The sequence below is a fragment of the Bradyrhizobium sp. Bra64 genome (assembly GCF_024519875.1).
In the GTDB taxonomy this organism is placed as follows: Bacteria; Pseudomonadota; Alphaproteobacteria; order Rhizobiales; family Xanthobacteraceae; genus Bradyrhizobium; species Bradyrhizobium japonicum_G.
In genome coordinates this window covers 268,504-285,516 of record NZ_JALJRD010000004.1, presented here as the reverse complement: position 1 = coordinate 285,516, position 17,013 = coordinate 268,504, and the positions used below count along the sequence as shown (strand labels likewise).

At 64.0% G+C, this 17,013-nt stretch carries 19 protein-coding genes; 12 read left to right on the top strand and 7 right to left on the bottom strand.

The window, feature by feature from the left end:
• Positions 1-110: 110 nt before the first annotated feature.
• The 7 genes from NR187_RS16365 (at position 111) to NR187_RS16335 (ending at position 6,256) form a co-directional block, all read left to right on the top strand.
• Entirely contained in the window at positions 111-1,526 is a 1,416-nt protein-coding gene (locus NR187_RS16365; protein ID WP_211381426.1) for a TldD/PmbA family protein, read from the top strand.
• The gene (locus NR187_RS16360) at positions 1,513-2,331 is read left to right on the top strand and encodes a 3'(2'),5'-bisphosphate nucleotidase CysQ (protein ID WP_211381427.1); all 819 of its coding nucleotides are present in this window, start codon (positions 1,513-1,515) and stop codon (positions 2,329-2,331) included. Before NR187_RS16365 ends, NR187_RS16360 begins: the two co-directional genes overlap by 14 nt.
• A 60-nt stretch (positions 2,332-2,391) precedes the next feature.
• The gene (locus NR187_RS16355; RefSeq protein ID WP_211381428.1) at positions 2,392-2,634 is read left to right on the top strand and encodes a DUF4170 domain-containing protein; all 243 of its coding nucleotides are present in this window, start codon (positions 2,392-2,394) and stop codon (positions 2,632-2,634) included.
• Positions 2,631-3,344, top strand: coding sequence for a lysophospholipid acyltransferase family protein (locus NR187_RS16350; RefSeq protein WP_211381429.1), 714 nt, complete (start codon positions 2,631-2,633; stop codon positions 3,342-3,344). The genes NR187_RS16355 and NR187_RS16350 overlap by 4 nt, the downstream gene beginning before the upstream one ends.
• Entirely contained in the window at positions 3,307-4,653 is a 1,347-nt protein-coding gene (locus NR187_RS16345) for a 3-deoxy-D-manno-octulosonic acid transferase (RefSeq protein WP_256807044.1), read from the top strand. Before NR187_RS16350 ends, NR187_RS16345 begins: the two co-directional genes overlap by 38 nt.
• A complete protein-coding gene (lpxK, locus tag NR187_RS16340) occupies positions 4,646-5,662 on the top strand; it encodes a tetraacyldisaccharide 4'-kinase (protein ID WP_256807042.1) in 1,017 nt (338 codons plus the stop codon). The genes NR187_RS16345 and lpxK overlap by 8 nt, the downstream gene beginning before the upstream one ends.
• Before the next feature lie 258 nt (positions 5,663-5,920).
• The gene (locus NR187_RS16335; RefSeq protein ID WP_211381432.1) at positions 5,921-6,256 is read left to right on the top strand and encodes a GYD domain-containing protein; all 336 of its coding nucleotides are present in this window, start codon (positions 5,921-5,923) and stop codon (positions 6,254-6,256) included.
• Between the two features lie 382 nt (positions 6,257-6,638).
• On the opposite strand, the gene NR187_RS16330 is transcribed toward NR187_RS16335, so the two are convergent.
• Positions 6,639-6,836, bottom strand: coding sequence for a hypothetical protein (locus tag NR187_RS16330; protein ID WP_256807041.1), 198 nt, complete (start codon positions 6,834-6,836; stop codon positions 6,639-6,641).
• Between the two features lie 174 nt (positions 6,837-7,010).
• Between NR187_RS16330 and NR187_RS34985 the strand changes: the two genes are divergently transcribed.
• Positions 7,011-7,667 carry a hypothetical protein gene (locus NR187_RS34985; protein ID WP_372703129.1) on the top strand — a complete coding sequence of 219 codons (657 nt, stop codon included), beginning with the start codon at positions 7,011-7,013 and terminating at the stop codon, positions 7,665-7,667.
• A 16-nt stretch (positions 7,668-7,683) separates the two neighbouring features.
• Here NR187_RS34985 and NR187_RS16320 read toward each other — a convergent pair whose 3' ends face one another.
• Positions 7,684-7,905 carry a DUF2093 domain-containing protein gene (locus tag NR187_RS16320; protein WP_211381433.1) on the bottom strand — a complete coding sequence of 74 codons (222 nt, stop codon included), beginning with the start codon at positions 7,903-7,905 and terminating at the stop codon, positions 7,684-7,686.
• Between the two features lie 176 nt (positions 7,906-8,081).
• Between NR187_RS16320 and NR187_RS16315 the strand changes: the two genes are divergently transcribed.
• Complete coding sequence (locus NR187_RS16315; RefSeq protein ID WP_256807040.1) at positions 8,082-8,906, top strand: dienelactone hydrolase family protein; 825 nt, start codon at positions 8,082-8,084, stop codon at positions 8,904-8,906.
• A 277-nt stretch (positions 8,907-9,183) separates the two neighbouring features.
• Positions 9,184-9,333, top strand: a complete 150-nt coding sequence (locus NR187_RS16310; RefSeq protein ID WP_143273908.1) for a hypothetical protein — start codon at positions 9,184-9,186, stop codon at positions 9,331-9,333.
• Positions 9,334-9,463: 130 nt separating this feature from the next.
• On the opposite strand, the gene xseA is transcribed toward NR187_RS16310, so the two are convergent.
• From xseA to NR187_RS16285, 5 genes are all read right to left on the bottom strand, one after another.
• Positions 9,464-11,086 carry an exodeoxyribonuclease VII large subunit gene (gene xseA / locus NR187_RS16305; protein ID WP_256807039.1) on the bottom strand — a complete coding sequence of 541 codons (1,623 nt, stop codon included), beginning with the start codon at positions 11,084-11,086 and terminating at the stop codon, positions 9,464-9,466.
• 283 nt (positions 11,087-11,369) lie between these two features.
• The gene (locus NR187_RS16300; protein WP_256807038.1) at positions 11,370-11,669 is read right to left on the bottom strand and encodes a hypothetical protein; all 300 of its coding nucleotides are present in this window, start codon (positions 11,667-11,669) and stop codon (positions 11,370-11,372) included.
• A gap of 164 nt (positions 11,670-11,833) precedes the next feature.
• Positions 11,834-12,577 carry a DUF5677 domain-containing protein gene (locus tag NR187_RS16295; protein ID WP_256807036.1) on the bottom strand — a complete coding sequence of 248 codons (744 nt, stop codon included), beginning with the start codon at positions 12,575-12,577 and terminating at the stop codon, positions 11,834-11,836.
• Positions 12,578-13,260: 683 nt separating this feature from the next.
• A complete protein-coding gene (locus NR187_RS16290) occupies positions 13,261-13,944 on the bottom strand; it encodes a hypothetical protein (RefSeq protein ID WP_256807034.1) in 684 nt (227 codons plus the stop codon).
• A gap of 252 nt (positions 13,945-14,196) precedes the next feature.
• Positions 14,197-14,739 (bottom strand): hypothetical protein, encoded by a 543-nt coding sequence (locus tag NR187_RS16285; protein ID WP_256807032.1) that lies wholly within the window; start codon positions 14,737-14,739, stop codon positions 14,197-14,199.
• Positions 14,740-14,871: 132 nt separating this feature from the next.
• Between NR187_RS16285 and NR187_RS16280 the strand changes: the two genes are divergently transcribed.
• Positions 14,872-15,060, top strand: a complete 189-nt coding sequence (locus tag NR187_RS16280; RefSeq protein WP_256807030.1) for a hypothetical protein — start codon at positions 14,872-14,874, stop codon at positions 15,058-15,060.
• Positions 15,061-15,551: 491 nt separating this feature from the next.
• The gene (gene purD / locus NR187_RS16275) at positions 15,552-16,835 is read left to right on the top strand and encodes a phosphoribosylamine--glycine ligase (protein WP_256807029.1); all 1,284 of its coding nucleotides are present in this window, start codon (positions 15,552-15,554) and stop codon (positions 16,833-16,835) included.
• Positions 16,836-17,013: the final 178 nt, after the last annotated feature.

Here is a 17,013-nt window from a genome sequence, read left to right as displayed (position 1 = left end):
AAGCTTCGCGAATCTGAGCTTTCTGAAGCCTGAAAATGCTTGAAGTCCGCGCCAATCGGGCACATCTGTGGGTTCCGGTCCCGAACCCCCGCCCCAACAGGATTTCGTTTGTGAACCCTTCACCAAGCTCGACGCTTTCGCCCAAGGATTCCTCCAAAGAATCGTCCAAGGCCAATCGCGACCTGTTCGACCAGTCGGCGCTCTCCGATCTCGCGCAGCGGCTGGTCGAGGCTGCCAGGCGCGCCGGCGCGGATGCGGCCGACGCGGTCGCGGTGCGCGGCATCTCGCAAGGCGTCGAGGTGCGCGACGGGCGCGTCGAGGAATCCGAGCGGTCCGAGGGCGACGACGTCGGCCTGCGCGTGCTGGTCGGCCAGCGCCAGGCGGTGGTCTCGACCAACGACGCCAGCGGCGATGCGGTGACCAAGCTTGCCGAACGCGCGGTCGCGATGGCGCGCGTCGCGCCCGACGACAAATATGTCGGCCTCGCCGATCCCGCACTGCTCGCGCGCGACTTCCCCGATCTCGATCTGCTCGATCCCGACGTGCCCGCAACCTCGGAGCTCGAGCGCCGCGCGCTCGAGGCCGAGGCTGCCGCGCTCGCGGTGAAGGGCGTCACCAAATCCGGCGGCGCCTCGGCCTCCGCCGGCATGGGCGGCATGGTGCTCGTGACCAGCACCGGCTTCCACGGCTCTTACCTGCGCTCGAGCCAGGGCATCTCGGCGACCGCGATTGTCGGCGAAGGCACCGGCATGGAGCGCGATTACGACTTCACTTCGGCGCCGCATGGCGCGGACCTCTTGTCGCCGGAGATCGTCGGCCGCTCCGCCGGCGAGCGCACCGTGGCGCGCTTCAATCCGCGCAAGGTCGAGACCTGCAAGGTGCCGGTCGTGTTCGATCCGCGCGTTGCCGGCTCCCTGGTCGGCCACGTCGTCGGCGCCATCAACGGCGCCTCGATCGCGCGCAAGACCAGCTTCCTGAAGGACAAGCTCGGCCAGCAGCTGTTCGCGAAAAACATCCGCATCGTCGACGATCCCCTGCGCAAGCGTGGCCTGCGCTCGCAGACGTTCGACGCCGAAGGCGTGGCTGTGAAGAAGATCGCGCTGATCGACGAGGGCGTGCTGACGACCTGGCTGCTCGACTGCGCCACCGCGCGCGAGCTCGGCCTCACCACCACCGGCCACGCCCATCGCGGCGTCTCGTCCTCGCCGTCGCCCGGGCCGTACAATCTGCATCTCGAAGCCGGCACGCCGACGCCGGCCGAGCTGATCTCCGACATCAAGCAGGGCTTCTACGTCACCGACCTGATCGGCTCCGGTGTCAACGGCGTCACCGGCGATTACAGCCGCGGCGCGTCCGGCTTCTGGATCGAGAACGGCGAGCTCACCTATGCCGTGAGCGAGGTGACGATCGCAGGGCACCTGTTCGAGATCTTCAAGTCGATGCAGCCCGCGAACAATCTCGAGTTCCGCTACGGCATCAATGCGCCGACGGTGCGCATCGAGGGTTTGACGCTTGGCGGACGTTGACGCGAACCCGACAGATCGATCCATCCTGACGCGCGACGCGGCGCTGCTGCAAGACGCGGTGCGGGAAGCGGGTGCTCTGGCGCGGTCGATGTTCCGCACCGAGTTGAGAAAGTGGACCAAGGGCGCGTCCTCGCCGGTGTCGGAAGCCGACATCGCCGTCAACGAGCTGCTGGAAACGCGCCTGCGCGCTGCGACGCCCGACTATGGCTGGCTGTCGGAGGAGAGCGCCGACGATGCCGCGCGGCTGTCGCGGCGGCTGACCTGGATCGTCGATCCCATCGACGGCACGCGCAATTACCTCAATGGCCATGACGAATGGTGCGTCAGCGTCGCGCTGGTCGAGGACGCTACGCCCGTCCTCGCCGCGGTGTTCGCGCCGACCAGCGACGAATTCTTCTTCGCGGCCCGCGGTCAGGGCACCACCCTCAACGGCGCGCCGGTGCGGGCAGCGTCCGGATCCGAGCTGGACTTCTCGCGTGTCGCGGGCCCGAAGCCTCTGGTCGAGCGCCTCAAGCCGTCGCTCGGCGAGATCATGCTGCATCCGCGAATCGGTTCGCTCGCGCTGCGGCTCTGCCGGGTCGCCCATGGCGCACTGGATGCGGCCTTTGCGGGGGGCAACAGCCATGATTGGGACCTTGCGGCGGCCGATTTGATCGTGCAGGAAGCGGATGGTAGGATGAGCGACCTCTCCGGAGATCCCATCCTCTATAACCGCCGGGAAGTGGCGCACGGGGTGCTGGTGGCAGCGGGTCGCGATCGACATGCGAACATTGTCGCGCATTTTCGAGCCCGCCCCTTGCCCTGAGCGCTTTCGTCCTGCTTGTCGAACACTGCTTTGCCGGGCAGCCCGTTAGGAACAGAATCCATGCCAGATAGTGCCCCGCAACAACTGCTTCACCTCGTGATCGGCGGCGAGCTCGTCAATCTCGAGCACAACACCTTCAAGAACCTCGACGACGTCGAGGTCGTCGGCCTCTATCCGAACTACGCGACCGCGCACGCCGCCTGGCGGGCCAAGGCGCAGAGCACGGTCGACAACGCGCAGATGCGCTATTTCATCGTCCATCTTCATCGGCTGCTCGACCCGAATCAAGAACCGGCGCGTTGAAAAAGCTGCTTCGCAATACGCTGCGAAGCAGCTTTGTTCAGCGTGCCGTCGGGATCCTGGCGGCCGAATACCTGCGTCTGGTCTGGCGGACCAACAAGTTCACGTTCGATCCGCCTGATGTCTATGACCGCGTCGAGCCGCAGATCCCCGCCATCTTCGCCTTCTGGCACGGCCAGCATTTCCTCACGCCGTTCATCAAGAACAAGGACTGGTACAAGGCCAGGGTCCTGATCTCCCGCCACCGCGACGGCGAGTTCAACGCGATCGCCGCCGAGCGGCTCGGCATCGGCACCATCCGCGGGTCCGGCGACCATGGCGGCGCCTTCCATCGCAAGGGCGGCGTCGGCGCCTTCAAGGAAATGGTGCGCACGCTCCAGGACGGTTGTAATGTCGCGCTGACCGCCGATGTCCCCAAGCGCTCGCGCGTGGCCGGGCTCGGCATCATCATGCTGGCACGGGAATCGGGGCGGCCGATCATGCCTTTTGCGATGGCGACCAGCCGCTTCGTCCGGCTCCAGAACTGGGACCGCACCACCATCAACCTGCCGTTCGGGCGGGGCGCATTGGTCGGCATCAAGGAAATCCACGTTCCGCCCGATGCCGACGCCGCCACCATGGAAGCGCTGCGGCTCGAGCTGGAAGAGACGTTGAACGAGGCGACCCGGCGCGCTTATGCGCAACTCGGCCGCCCGGGACCCGCAGATGGCTAACTCGCTGCCCGGCTCGCTGCCGATGACACTGCGGATGTATCGGCGCCTGGCTCGCGGCCTGGTGCCGCTCGCGCCTGCGCTGATCAAGCGGCGGCTGAAGCAGGGCAAGGAAGATCCCGCGCGTGTCGGCGAACGGCGGGGCCTGTCCCGGGACGTGCGGCCGCACGGACCGCTGGTCTGGATTCACGGCGCCAGCGTCGGCGAGGTGCTGGCCGCGGCGGCGCTGATCGAGCGGCTGCGCGATCTCAATCTGCGCATCCTCCTCACCTCCGGCACGGTCACCTCGGCCGCCGTCGTCGCAAAACGCTTTTCGCCCGACGTCATCCATCAATACGTCCCGTATGATTCCCCGCGCTACGTCGCGCGCTTCCTCGACCATTGGAAGCCGTCGCTGGCGCTGTTCATCGAATCCGATCTGTGGCCGAACCTGATCCTGGCCGGCGCGGCGCGCCGCGTGCCGATGGTGCTGATCAACGGCCGGATGTCGCCGCGCTCGTTCCCGCGCTGGCGGCGCATGCACGGCACCATCTCGGCGCTGCTGTCGCGGTTCGACATTTGCCTCGCGCAGTCGAAGACCGATGCCGAGCGCTTCTCGACGCTCGGCGGCCGCGACGTCGTCACCACGGGCAATCTCAAGCTCGACGTTGCCGCGCCGCCCGCCGATCCCGCCAAGCTCGAACGGCTGATGGCGATGACGCGCGGGCGTCCGATCATCGTCGCCGCCTCGACCCATCCGGGCGAGGAGGAGATGCTGGTGGCCGCGCATCGCAGCCTCGCCGGTTTCTTCCCGCAGCTCCTCACCGTGATCGTGCCGCGCCATCCGGATCGCGGCTCCTCGATCTCGGGCCTGATCACGGCATCGGGCCTCGAGCCCGCGCTGCGCTCGCGCGAGGAACTGCCGACGGCGACCACCGACGTCTATGTCGCCGACACCATGGGCGAGCTCGGCCTGTTCTACCGCCTCTCGCCGATCGTGTTCATGGGCGGTTCGCTGATCCGCCATGGCGGCCAGAATCCGATCGAGGCGATCAAGCTCGGCGCGGCCATCGTCCATGGTCCGCACGTCTTCAATTTCGCCGAGGTCTATGAGGCGCTCGACGGCAGCGGCGGCGCGCGCCAGGCCGACACGCAGGAGACGCTGGTCAAGCTGCTCGGCCAGCTGCTGGCCGATCCCGCCCTGCGCGACAAGATCCAGCACGCAGGCCACGGCGTGGTGGAGCAGCTCGGCGGCGCGCTCGAGCGCACGATGACCGCGCTCGAGCCGTATCTGTTGCAGTTGCGGATCGAGATGGGGGCGGCCAATGCGTGAGCCGGCCTTCTGGTACCGGCCACGTTCCCTCGAATCGTACGCATTATGGCCGTTGGGCGCGCTCTACGGCGCGATCGCCGAACGGCGCATGCTGCGCGAGGGCGTGGACGCCGGCATCCCCGTGATCTGCGTCGGCAACTACCATGTCGGCGGCGCCGGCAAGACGCCGACCGTGCTGGCGCTGACCAGGCTGTTGCGCGAGCTCGGCGAGACGCCGGTGGTGATCAGCCGCGGTTACGGCGGCAGCCTGAAGGGTCCTGTGATGGTCGACCGGATGCGTCACACCGCATCCGATGTCGGCGACGAGCCCCTGATGATGGCGCGCGACGTTCCTGTATCGGTGGCGCGCGACCGTCTCGACGGCGCGGTGCTGGCGAAGTCGCAAGGCGCCACCGTGATCCTGATGGACGACGGTTTCCAGAACCCGCGTCTGCTCAAGGATGCGTCGTTGATCGTGATCGACAGCGAGCGCGGCCTCGGCAACGGCAAGATGTTTCCGGCCGGCCCCCTGCGCGCGCCGCTGCAGGCGCAGCTCGCGCGCACCGACGCGCTGGTGCTGATAGGCGGCGGCCATGCCGCGGATGATGTCGCGGCCGAGCTCGCCGGTCGCGACACGCCGGTGCTGCGCGCCCGGCTGAAGCCGGACGCAGCTTCGGTTGCGCAACTCCTTGGCAAGCGGGTTTTCGCCTTCGCCGGCATCGGCGATCCCGAGCGCTTCTTCCGCAGCTTGCGCGCCTGCGGCATCGAGATCGCGCGCACGCGTCCCTTCGCCGATCACCACATGTTTTCGGACGACGAGATCGCCGCGCTCGCAGCGGAAGCGCAGCGCGAGCAGCTCACCCTGGTGACGACGGAAAAGGATCTCGCGCGCCTGCGCGGCCGCGAGGGCGTGCCCGGCGGCATCGTGCCGTTCGCCGTCCAGCTCGAATTCGACGACCCGGCGGCGCTGCGACAATTGATCAGCGACCAGCTCTACAAGGCGCGCGAGCGGCGGTTCAGCACGCGTTGATCTCGAAGGGCAGGCAAAGCGACGCCGCCGCGGCCAAAAAGCGAAGTGTCGCAGCCGATGAATTCTCTTCCGCGCATTCGGGAGTTGATATAGCCTTGCATGAGAGCCGTCGCCGGGACGTGCCGAACTCCCGGAAATCATTGGCGGCGTTTATGCCCACGGCGGGCAGTACCTTCATCATTTCAGATGCAGCGGCCGTAACGACCAGTTCGGAACGGCAGGGAGAGTCATTGCCAAAAGCCCAGAGGAGGACATGCCATGCATTTTTGCCTCACCGGACAATACACACCACGCGCTCTCAACGCCATTTTGGAAAACCCCACGACCAATCGCCAGGAGGCGGCCAGAAAACTCATCGAAGCGGCCGGTGGAAAGCTGCTTTCGATGTACAGCGTTGCGGCCGACGGCCCAGGCGTTCTGGTTATTTTCGATGTGCCCGATCCGTCGGCGGCTCCGGCAATTTCCGGCCTGACCGTCACGGCGGGCACCCTGCAGAACGTGAAACTGACTCGGTTGTTCACGCAGGACGAGATCAAGCAGGTCCGCCAGAACGCGGCGAAGCTGCGTTCTTCGTATACCCCGCCCGGAAGCTGACATTCGAATCTAGTCTAAAGCGAAGCCGCCGCAGTCGCGGCGGCAACGCCCACGTCACATCAAGAATCAATTCTGCAAACCGAGGTGAGACGAAGGCCTTCCGGCGTCCGTTGACGGACGATGCGGTACGGCGCGTGCTGCGTCCGGCGCCATAGGTCCGACTGAACGTGCCTGCCTGCGGCCCAGTTAACGCCTGCGATCGCGGTTCAGCAGTCAGTCATGCTCACCACGCCCCAACGGCCATCAATCCGACAATGGTCAGGCACGTGACGCAGGTCACCATGACAGTGTAGCACTCGGGTGTATTCATTGCTGCCTCCCAAACTGCTGCCAATTGCTTGGTCGCTACTACGCGGGAGAGGTCGCCGGTCCAGGGGCCGCTTCAATTCGGCACGCCGCGACCGGTCTTGTGTTGTGCGTCCGCCCTCTCATCGTCACCCTGACCCGCAGGATGATAATGCGCTTCGAGAGCTTCAGAGCGTTCAGCTGCGATCAGAAGCTGCTTCCGCATTTCAGCGAGGCGGGCGCGGCAATATTCACGATAGAGCAGGTCTAGTATGGTGGGCATGATCAAACCCATCGTTTGACTTTTCGATTTACAGACATTCCACCGCGAATTTTCGAGGTGAATCATAGCCCATCATATGGCTCTCGATATGAGCCCGTTCACAGACTGCGCCAATTCCAAAGCTCAATGGCCGTTTGGTTGACTTGATTGTCTGTGCGATAAAAAGAGCAGGGCCAATTACCTAACATGCAGCATAGCAGCCTTCTGTTTCACCAAGACTTCGTCAAACAACTCAAGGGCGCCGACCCGCGACAAAGAATCCAACCACAGCGCGAAAAGACTAACCACGAAGTGCAAGCACTATGCGATGCAACACGGATCGGCACGACGGAGATCATTTCGGCTGTGAGACTCGCAGTTCAGGTGCGCACGAACATCGTCGGGACGCCGACACATCCATCCCCGTGCCTCGCGACAGGCTGCACCGCTCGTGCTACCCCGGCAGAGCAGCGCGCTTTCCCCACCCTACCGCAGTTCGCCATTCAGGCGACATTCATCGCACGGCTCCTATCGATTTCAGACGATGGGGAGAATGCGATGAAATTGCCGTCCGCAGCCGTTGCCGCCAGCCTTGTGTGTCTGATTGTTGCGCCGGTGTTTGCGCAAACGGCGCCGCCGGCGGCTTCCACCGCCACAGTGCCGGTTCCCGCGACTAGGCGCGTGACATGTCTCGCCACCACGGCGAGCCTGAAGGGACAGGACAAGCGCGACCAGATGCAGCTCTGCCTGGCGCAGGCGCGGTTGGATTGCCTGAAGCAGGCGATCGATCAGAAGGTCGTCGGCGAGCCCCGCAAGAATTTCATCAAGACCTGCGTGGGCGGCGATGGTCCCGGGCAACAATAGAAGCGCCGGCGCGGCCTTACGGCCGCGGCGCGGCGGGGTAGTGCCGCTGCAGCACGGCGGCGGGCGTGGCGTAGGCTTCCTGCAGGTCCACGCTCCAGTATTTCAACTCGTCGAGCGGGATGCGCGTGTCGGTGATCGCGCAACGCACGAAGGTCCCCGGCGAGATCACGCGGAAGTCGCCGTCGAGATATTGCACCTGCGCTTCGCCATGGCCCGAGGGGCCGAACTTGTTCAGCACGGTCGAAAGTCTCCGTGGAAGGCCGCTTCGGGGAAAACCCTGGAGGGCACGATATGTTGGACTGGATCTAGCATAGATAGGGTGGCTTGTCCGCCCGGTAAACCCACCGGTTTGTGATGTTTTGCCGCCGTTTCCGCATGATAGTGCTTGAGCGAAGGATATTGACGCAGAGTCCGATGCGCCTTCGACTGACCGCCCTGTTCCTGATGCTCCTGATGTCGGCCGCGCACGCGTCGCCGGCGCCGCAGCAGGTCGACATTCCGCTGGCGTCCGGAATTTTACACGCGCAGCTCTACAAGCCCGTGGGCGAGGGGCCGTTTCCGACCGTGATCGCGCTGCATGGCTGCGGCGGCCTCGGCGGCCATTCCGATCCCGTACTACCGCGCTACCGCGACTGGGCCGAGCGGCTCGTGAGGGCCGGCAACGCCGTGCTGCTGCCAGACAGCTACGGCTCGCGCGAGCTCGGGCCGCAATGCCGCGTCAAGGAGATGCACCTCAAGGCGCGGCGCGAACGCGTCGGCGACATCGCGGCCTCGCGCGCCTGGCTGATGAAGCAGGCCTGGGTGGCGCGCGGCCGCGTCAGCCTGATCGGCTGGGCCAATGGCGCGAGCGCGCTGCTCTGGGCGGTGCGTCCGCAGGGTGCGGCGCGCGACGCGGCCCCGGATTTCCGCGCCGCGATCGCGTTCTATCCGGACTGCCGGATCTCCGCCGGCCTCGGCTGGAGCGCGCGGGTGCCGACGCTGGTGCTGATCGGCGGCAATGACGATGTCTCCTCGCCGCCGGCCTGCCGCCAGATGGTCGAGGGCGCGCATGGCCGCAGCGCGCTCGCACGCATCGTGGTCTATCCGGGCGCCTATCACGATTTCGACCGTGCCAACACGCCGCTGCACGCGGCTGCCGGCAGCACCGACGTTGCGGCGCCCGAGCACGGCCATCTCGGCACCGATGCGGTAGCGCGCGCGGAGTCGCAGAAGGAAGTCGCGGAATGGCTGGCGCGGTAGAGACGGCGCCGTAGTCCGATGGGCGGACTTCTCCCGCCGCAGCTCGCAGCCGGACTTGTCCCGCCGCAGCTCGCAGGCGGACTTGTCCCGCCGTAGCTCGGTAGAGCGAAGGCGGAAGCGGGGCTGCCCGAGGAACAGCGTGAGGCGGACAGCCCCGCATCGACCACCGCCCTGCATGGATAATGGCCGACCGTAAATCTACGGATCGCGCGCGGCTGCGGTTTCAGCATGTGGCGGTGCCATCATTCGACCACGATGTCGGGTAAACGCATCTCACATGCGCAACCGCTTCGTTCTGTTCTCCTCCGCACTGATCGTCTTCACCGTCGCGGTCTTCCTGTTCGAAGCCCACGCCGGCGCGCCGATGCGCGCGCCGGAACATTGCGGCTTCTGGACCACGATCGACGCGGGATTGTCCTGCCGGTAGGTAGCGCGCGCTGCCTCCACGCCGTCATTGCGAGCGCAGCGAAGCAATCCAGAGTCCCTCCGCGGAAAGATTCTGGATTGCTTCGCTGCGCTCGCAATGACGAGTTCGTGGAAGCACCTTCCACCGCATCTCAGAACAACGTGCCCTGATCCACCGGCTTGCCCACGCGCTTCGGCGCGGGCTTGGCATCGTGCGCCGCGGACTTCGGTTGCGATGGTGCGCGTTTGGCGGCGGGCGCCGGGCGATCCGCATCCGCGGTTGCGCCGACACGGCCATCCGCGAACTCGATCTCGACGCGCGCGCCGGGACCGACGCTGTCTGCCGCGTGCAGGGGATGGCCGGCCTCGTCCCGCACCAGCGCAAAGCCGCGCGCGAGCACGCCGCGATACGACAGGGCGGAGAGCAGCTTGCCGCTGTTCTCGACGCGGGCATCGAGCCGCTGCAGCAGCGTGACGAGCGCGCGCCCCGCGCGCTCGGAAAGACGATGCGTCCGCTCGCGCTGGCGGGCGATTGCATTGCGCTGCGCCTGCGCGTTGGAGAGTTTCGAGGCGCGCAGCCGCACCTCGAGCCCGGCAAAGCGGTCGCGCCGGCGCCGCAGCAGCGAGCGCGCGGACAGACCAAGCCGCTCGCCGCACACGGTGAGGCGATGATCGGCCTGCGAGATCTGGCCGTGCAGCACGCGCAGCGTCAGCTTGGCGCCGGCGGCGGTGAACCTGCGGAAATGCGCATGCGTGTTGGCCTTGAGGCAGCGGGGCAGGGACGCGCCCGCCGAATCCAGCCGCTGCCGCGGGATCGCGAGCAGATCGCCGGCCGCCGGCAGCGCGCGCGCGGCGGCGCGCAGTTCGCTGCGTCGGCTCTCATGGGCGCGTTGCCAATAGGCGCGGGTGCGCCGCCCGAGATCCGCGACCTCGACAAAGAGATCGCTGCGCACCGGCACCGCCATCTCGGCGGCCGCCGTCGGCGTCGGCGCGCGCTTGTCGGCGACGAAGTCGATCAGCGTGATGTCGGTCTCGTGCCCGACGGCCGAGATCAGCGGGATCATGCTCTCGGCTGCTGCCCGCACCACGATCTCCTCGTTGAACGACCAGAGATCTTCCAGCGAGCCGCCGCCGCGCGCGACGATCAGCACGTCGGGCCGCGGAATCTTGCCGCCCTCCGGCAGCGCGTTGAAGCCGCGGATCGCGGCTGCGACCTGCTCGGCCGAGCCGTCGCCCTGAACTTTCACCGGCCACACCAGCACGTGGCGGGGGAAGCGGTCCTCCAGCCGGTGCAGGATGTCGCGGATCACGGCGCCGGTCGGCGAGGTCACCACGCCGATCACCTCCGGCAGCCACGGCAGCAGCTGCTTGCGCGCCTCGTCGAACAGGCCCTCGGCGGCGAGCTTCTTCTTGCGCTCCTCCATCAGCGCCATCAGCGCGCCGATGCCGGCCGGCTCCAGCGCCTCGATCACGATCTGGTACTTCGAGGAGCCCGGATAGGTCGTGAGCTTGCCGGTGGCGATGACCTCGAGCCCCTCCTGGGGCTTGAAGCGCATCCGCCCGTGCACGCCCTTCCAGATCACCGCCTCGATCTTGGCGCTCTCGTCCTTGAGCGCGAAATAGCAATGGCCGGAAGAATGGGCGCCCCGGAAGCCGGAGATCTCGCCGCGGACCCGGACATGGCCAAAGGCGTCCTCGACCGTCCGCTTCAGGGACTGTGAGAGCTCGGAAACGGTGAATTCGGGAGCGTTGAGCAGGGGTTCCGCAGGCGGCATCGGCACACGATTCGGGGTGTTTTGGGGTCAGACCCGACGTTACGGATTTTCGCCGCGGCGCGCCAGCCTCCGCCGTCATTCCGGGGCGCGCACTCTTGGGCGCGAGCCCGGAATCCATCCCACTGCTGACGCCGCTTCTCAATCGAAGCTCGCGCTGCGCGCGCCCCAAAATGACAGGGAGTTCGGGGCCACCCCCTTGAGGCCAGCGGGTTTCTGGTGACGATGCCGCCAAATGCCGTCAACTGCTGCTTTGGAATTGAGAGCACGGTCACCGTCCCCCGAGCTATCTGAGCGAAAACGGCTTAGCGAGCTTGCCCCGCTGATCGACGGGCGTCGACCACCACTGCAATTCGAGCTGCATCGTGACCAGTTGCCAAAGAATGTTCTCAATCGCCTGTGTGGGATACGTCACCGTCTCGGGCGGCGTCGGTTGAGCCACCCATTTCAGAGCCCCAGGTGGGGGTGGGGTGGTGTTAGAGGTGATCTCAGCGCGGAGCGTCTTGCAAATTTCTTCCAGCCGGTGGGCGGCGCCCTGAGCGGCACGTTGAAGATTGGGAACGCTGGCTCGATGAACGGTTTTCACGGCTTGGACCTCCTGGTGCGGCGCCCTGACTACCTTAGGCAAATTTGCCTAAGGTCTGCGCTAATTTATGCGCCGTCGGCGCAATATCGAGACCAGTACGTGCGTGTGTGCGAGTCCGGACGTTCGATTGCGGTGACAGCTCGTAGGATGGGTTTCGCAAGAGCTCAATCCATCCTACGGGCTGAAGCATTTGACAGCGCGGAATGCTTGTCTGCTTGTGGTGTTAGGTCCACACCTGCGATGATCATTTCGTTGACCGCGACGCAAATTCCGATGCAGGCCATTGATAAGTATTCATAGGTTTCAGCAATTTCCTTTGCCCGAACCAAAGGTTCAACATCAAAGCGGGCGCCATTGGGATCGGGGACTACGTACCGATTGAGAGCTGTGATAGAAGGGTGTGCAGCGTCCATCGATAAGTGAGCGTAGAATATGTACGTCTTCTTGAAGTCGGGGCGCAGCGCGGCAACCGTCTTCGGGCTGAGCGTCTTTTTTCCGATGTCGATCTTGGCCGCGTCGCGCAGGTAATTGCGGAGTCGCGTCTCCACCTCGTCATCCAAAGATGCGCCGCTCGCGAAAATCGCTTCTCCCGTAGATTTTCGATAGTTGATTTCGTCGTCCCGCATCTGCCTAACGAACTTGTCGCCTTCCTCGTATAGGCCCACCGTCCAATAAAGATTTTCAAGACAGGAGCGCGTAATCGTTCTTGCCTCGACGATGCGCCGAGCGTCGAGCAGGATCATTGCTCCCTTGAGGTTCGACATTGTCCGAATGAGTAGCGCGAGCGCAATGAACTTGGGCTCAGCAAATCCTCTCTCAGTTATCGTCACATCTGCGCGCAAAAGTCGTTCTGCGGCCTCGATGATGGTAACGCAATGTGCCTTCCAGTTTTCCGGCAATGTGGGCATGGTTGAACCTCTATTCGACTGTCTGAGGCGCAGCCGGCAAACCCGAATTAGATCGGGGCCACAGCTCGTAGATGGGGCGCCCCCTTGCGAACCCCATCGCCTTTCTATCGCCACTCTCCGTCATCCGACTGTGGCGGCCAATCAGGATGGCGCCAGGTCGGCTAACTTTCCGGATGCTTCGAGAAATACGTGTGATGGGTTTTGCAAGGGCTCAACCCATCCTACGGGCTGTCACCGTAATTCCTGGCGCCGGTCGTCCGAAGGGTAGAGGTAACTATGGGGAGCCTACGGTATCGGTAAGAGTGCCATTATCGATGGTCGAAGAGGTCAAGGTCTGGCGCGAATCAAGGGCCGCAAACTGCTGGTCTACACGGTCGGAAAGCTGGGAGAGTGTTTATAACTTCCCCCACCGTGACTGACGAATGTGAGCAGATTCAAAGGGATGTCGAGCCAACACCGAAATAAATCTGCAAAAGCCCTTGCGGGGGACTCAGAAAATCGGTCACATCAATCATCCCCCCGAAAGACATGTCCCTTTTCTCAATGGAGAACTGCGTCATGTCGAAACATCATCTGGAATTTAAGGGCTGGGGCTTTAGCGTCAGTGCTACCGGCGTCGTCGGGATTGCTGCCGCCGTCCTCATTATCGCGCTACTGGCGTGGATACCCCGTCCATGGTGAAGCTACTCGGCGGGGTTCAAGCTCGTCGTGATGATGGGAGCTTGATACCCAGCGATGGATTTCGCAACGGTGGTGAACGTGCATCGTGGGTGAAGCCAGAGGCGCATTTCCCGTCGATACTCTGCGAACACGCCGTTGAGATAGCGCATGAGGAAGGACCGCGCGCTTTCCAACTCGTCGTCCTTCAGGTCGTGCCTGACGTTGCCGACGGCAATGCCCCCATACTTTTCGAGTTCGTCAGCCGAATACCGCATGTCGCCCGTAGCGCTCATCTTTAGGCTGCTAGTCGGTTTGAAATCTATGCGCCTGGCAATCTGTCTCTTCTCACGCAAAATTTCCCAGAGGCTTTTGTCCTTCATCTCAGAATATACGCTCGGATACTTGATGTTGCGGAAGTCATCGAAGCTGCTGGCATTTGCAACTGTCCAAGCGATTGCGTCGTGCCGCGTCATAGCCTCGCGCGTGAGCCTGTACCAAGATTCGCTCAGCCGCTCCGCATCCGCGAGGCACTTTTGATAGTTGGTGAAATAGAAGCTTCCGATCGCCCCTATGAGGCCGAGAACGAGAACCGAGAAAAGCCGGCTGTTGACGACGGCAGTCCACTTTGGAGGCTTTGGCCGCTCCAGCGCCGCCAATACACGTCTTTGAAACTCCTGATCGCGCCTTTCCCGTAGAAGGTCACTCATGCTCGCTCCGCCGAATCTGGGCGCATCTCCAGAGTTGTAGCTCGTAGGATGGGTTGAGCCGTTGCGAAACCCATCGCTTTCCCAATCTTGCTCCCCGCCTTCGGGACTATCATCCGATCCGAAGTGACGATTAATCGCTCATGGCGCTCGGTCAGCTAGCTTATCATGTGATGGGTTTCGCAAGGGCTCAACCCATCCTACTGGCTACGGGCTGAATCTATTCCGTTCTAAGAACGTACAGGGTGCCGTTTGTCAGCGGCTAAATACTAGAATCTCGTCGTTTGGCGTTTCGGTCAGGCGCCCCCAACGTTCCGGCATCTCAGGTGGGTCATCCTTTCGCCGGACGAGCAGCAGTTCTGGCGCTACCCTATCGTAGGTGATTGCGATGCCGGTGCGACGAATCACATCCCGGAAAATCTCCAGCACGGGTTTGTTCGGCTCTGTTGAACGAATACTATCCGGAAGGCCTTTTGAATACGCATCGGTCCAGTCGATACCTACCAGCTCAGGTAAATCCGCAGCTGCGATTGCCAATTCGATGAGGTCCTTGTCACTCGATCCAAACCGCGGGAATTCTGCAGCCACTGGCCGAAAACAGATGATGCACCTGCCTTTATCGCCAAGCCGCGCAACAACCTCGTCAGGCGGCACGTCAACTACTTTCGGCTCCAAGCCTATCTCCCTTATGCGGTCCAGACCGGAGCTCGATGTTTGGTGGATGTAGAAAGCATGACTAGCGACCAGCTGCTCACGGCACGCCGGTATGTCGGCTAAAAATTCGTCTCGTACGGTCATATATATCCCCAGCGGCATCATACCCGACGGCGAGCCAGGGCAATAATAATAACAATCAGGACCGCAGCCCCGATCGCCCAGACGCCATCAGCGCTGATGCTTGCACCCCAAAGTACCAGAAGTTTGTCCGACATGACGCAGCTCTCCATTGAGGAAGTTCAGAGCTGTCCGTTGGGGGATGGTCAGTTGTGGCAAATGGCCGACTGTCGTCAAGGGGGCTTTCCAGCAGGAGTCCACTCGACCGGTCTAGACCGCATCAGGGATTACGAGGCCAAACCGATCGATTTCGAGCTGATTTCGCCGATCATCACGACGAAGTGACCTTCGGCGCTGCCGACCTATTGAACGCTCCAAGAACGTCATTCCTGCTCTGTTCGCGTAGATCCTCCCGCGCAGGCCACTCCCCCTACTGCGGCGCCATCACCTCGAACATCCATGGCCTGGGCTGAGCCCAAGGGCCGCCCATTGCCTTTGACCAACTCGGCATGTTGGACACCATGACGCTCCTCGAAACCGTCACGGTCCGCGTCGCATTCGAGAGGCGGGCGCACTTCGAGAAACTCGCGGCAAGGAAGTGATGGGCCTCATCCCGGTCCCCGTTCCCACTCCACGCCTCTGGAATGGCTTCGTTCGACAGCCGACTCATCGGTTAGATTGAAGAAGGATGCCGGTCGCTTCATAACTAGGCGTCGAGAACGGAGTAGCGGAGCAAGTGGCTCCGAATGACGGGGAGCGTAGAGCCGTCCCCCCTTGAGCCCCACCCCGATTCGTGCCACCTCCGCCCCATCCAACCCCTCATCCCTGAGCCCTCGATGCACATTCTCCTCCTCGGTTCCGGCGGCCGCGAACATGCCCTGGCGTGGAAGATCGCGGCCTCTCCCCTGGTGACCAAATTCTGGTGCGCGCCCGGCAATGCCGGCATCGCGAAGGAGGCGGATTGCGTGGCGCTGGATGTCGCCGACCATGCGGCGGTGATCGAGTTCTGCAGGACCAACAAGGTCGAGCTGGTGGTGGTCGGGCCGGAGACGCCGCTGGCGGCCGGCATCGTCGATGATCTCACCGCCGCCGGCATCAAGGCGTTCGGGCCCAACAAAATTCCGGCCCAGCTCGAAAGCTCCAAGGGCTTCACCAAGGCGCTGTGCACCGAGTTCGGCATTCCGACCGGCGCCTACAAGCGCTTCACCAACGCCAAGGATGCGCGCGACTACGTCAACAGCCAGGGCGCGCCGATCGTGGTGAAGGCCGACGGGCTCGCCGCCGGCAAGGGCGTCGTCGTCGCCAAGACCGTGCGCGAGGCCGAGGACGCCATCGCCATGATGTTCGAGGGCGCGTTCGGCGAGGCCGGCGCCGAGGTCGTGATCGAGGAGTTTCTGCCCGGCCGCGAGATCAGCTTCTTCGCGCTGTGCGACGGCGAGACCGCCATTCCGCTGGCCTCTGCGCAGGACCACAAGCGCGTGTTCGACCACGATGTCGGCCCGAACACCGGCGGCATGGGCGCCTATTCGCCGACGCCGCTGGTGACGCCCGCGATCCACGACGCCATCATGGCGAAGATCATTTTGCCGACGGTCGCGGGCATGAAGAAGCGCGGCACGCCGTTCCGCGGCATCCTCTATGCCGGCATCATGCTGACGACGCAGGGCCCAAAGCTGTTCGAGTTCAACGTCCGCTTCGGCGATCCCGAGTGCCAGGTGCTGATGCTGCGCATGATGAGCGACATCGTGCCGGCGCTGCTCGCCGCCTGCGACGGGCAGCTGAAGAATTTCGATCTGCGCTGGCACAAGGAAACCGCGCTCACCGTGGTGATGGCGGCGAAGGGCTATCCCGGCGACTACCAGAAGGGCACGCGCATCGAGGGGCTGGAGGAGGCCGCGAAGGTCCCGACCGCCGAGATCTTCCACGCCGGCACGGTCGAGAAGGACGGCGCGATCCTCGCCAATGGCGGCCGCGTGCTCAACGTCTGCGCGCTGGGAGCGACCGTGACGGAGGCGCAGAGCCGCGCCTACCAGGCCGTCGATCGCATCAACTGGCCCGAAGGCTTCTGCCGCCGCGACATCGGCTGGCAGGCGGTGGAAGCCGAGAAGGCCAAGGGCTGACAGGCTTTTTTCCGGATCGCGCGCACGGAACCCTGCGCCATCGCTCCGCCACATCGTCGTTGCAAAAATGCGTAGTCGGCTGTTGGGCTTGGCGTCCTTCGCCGAGGACGCGTGCTACTGTGCATGGGGTTGTTTTCAACATTATTGTCGTGAGCAGCTCCGGGACTGACCCGACAAG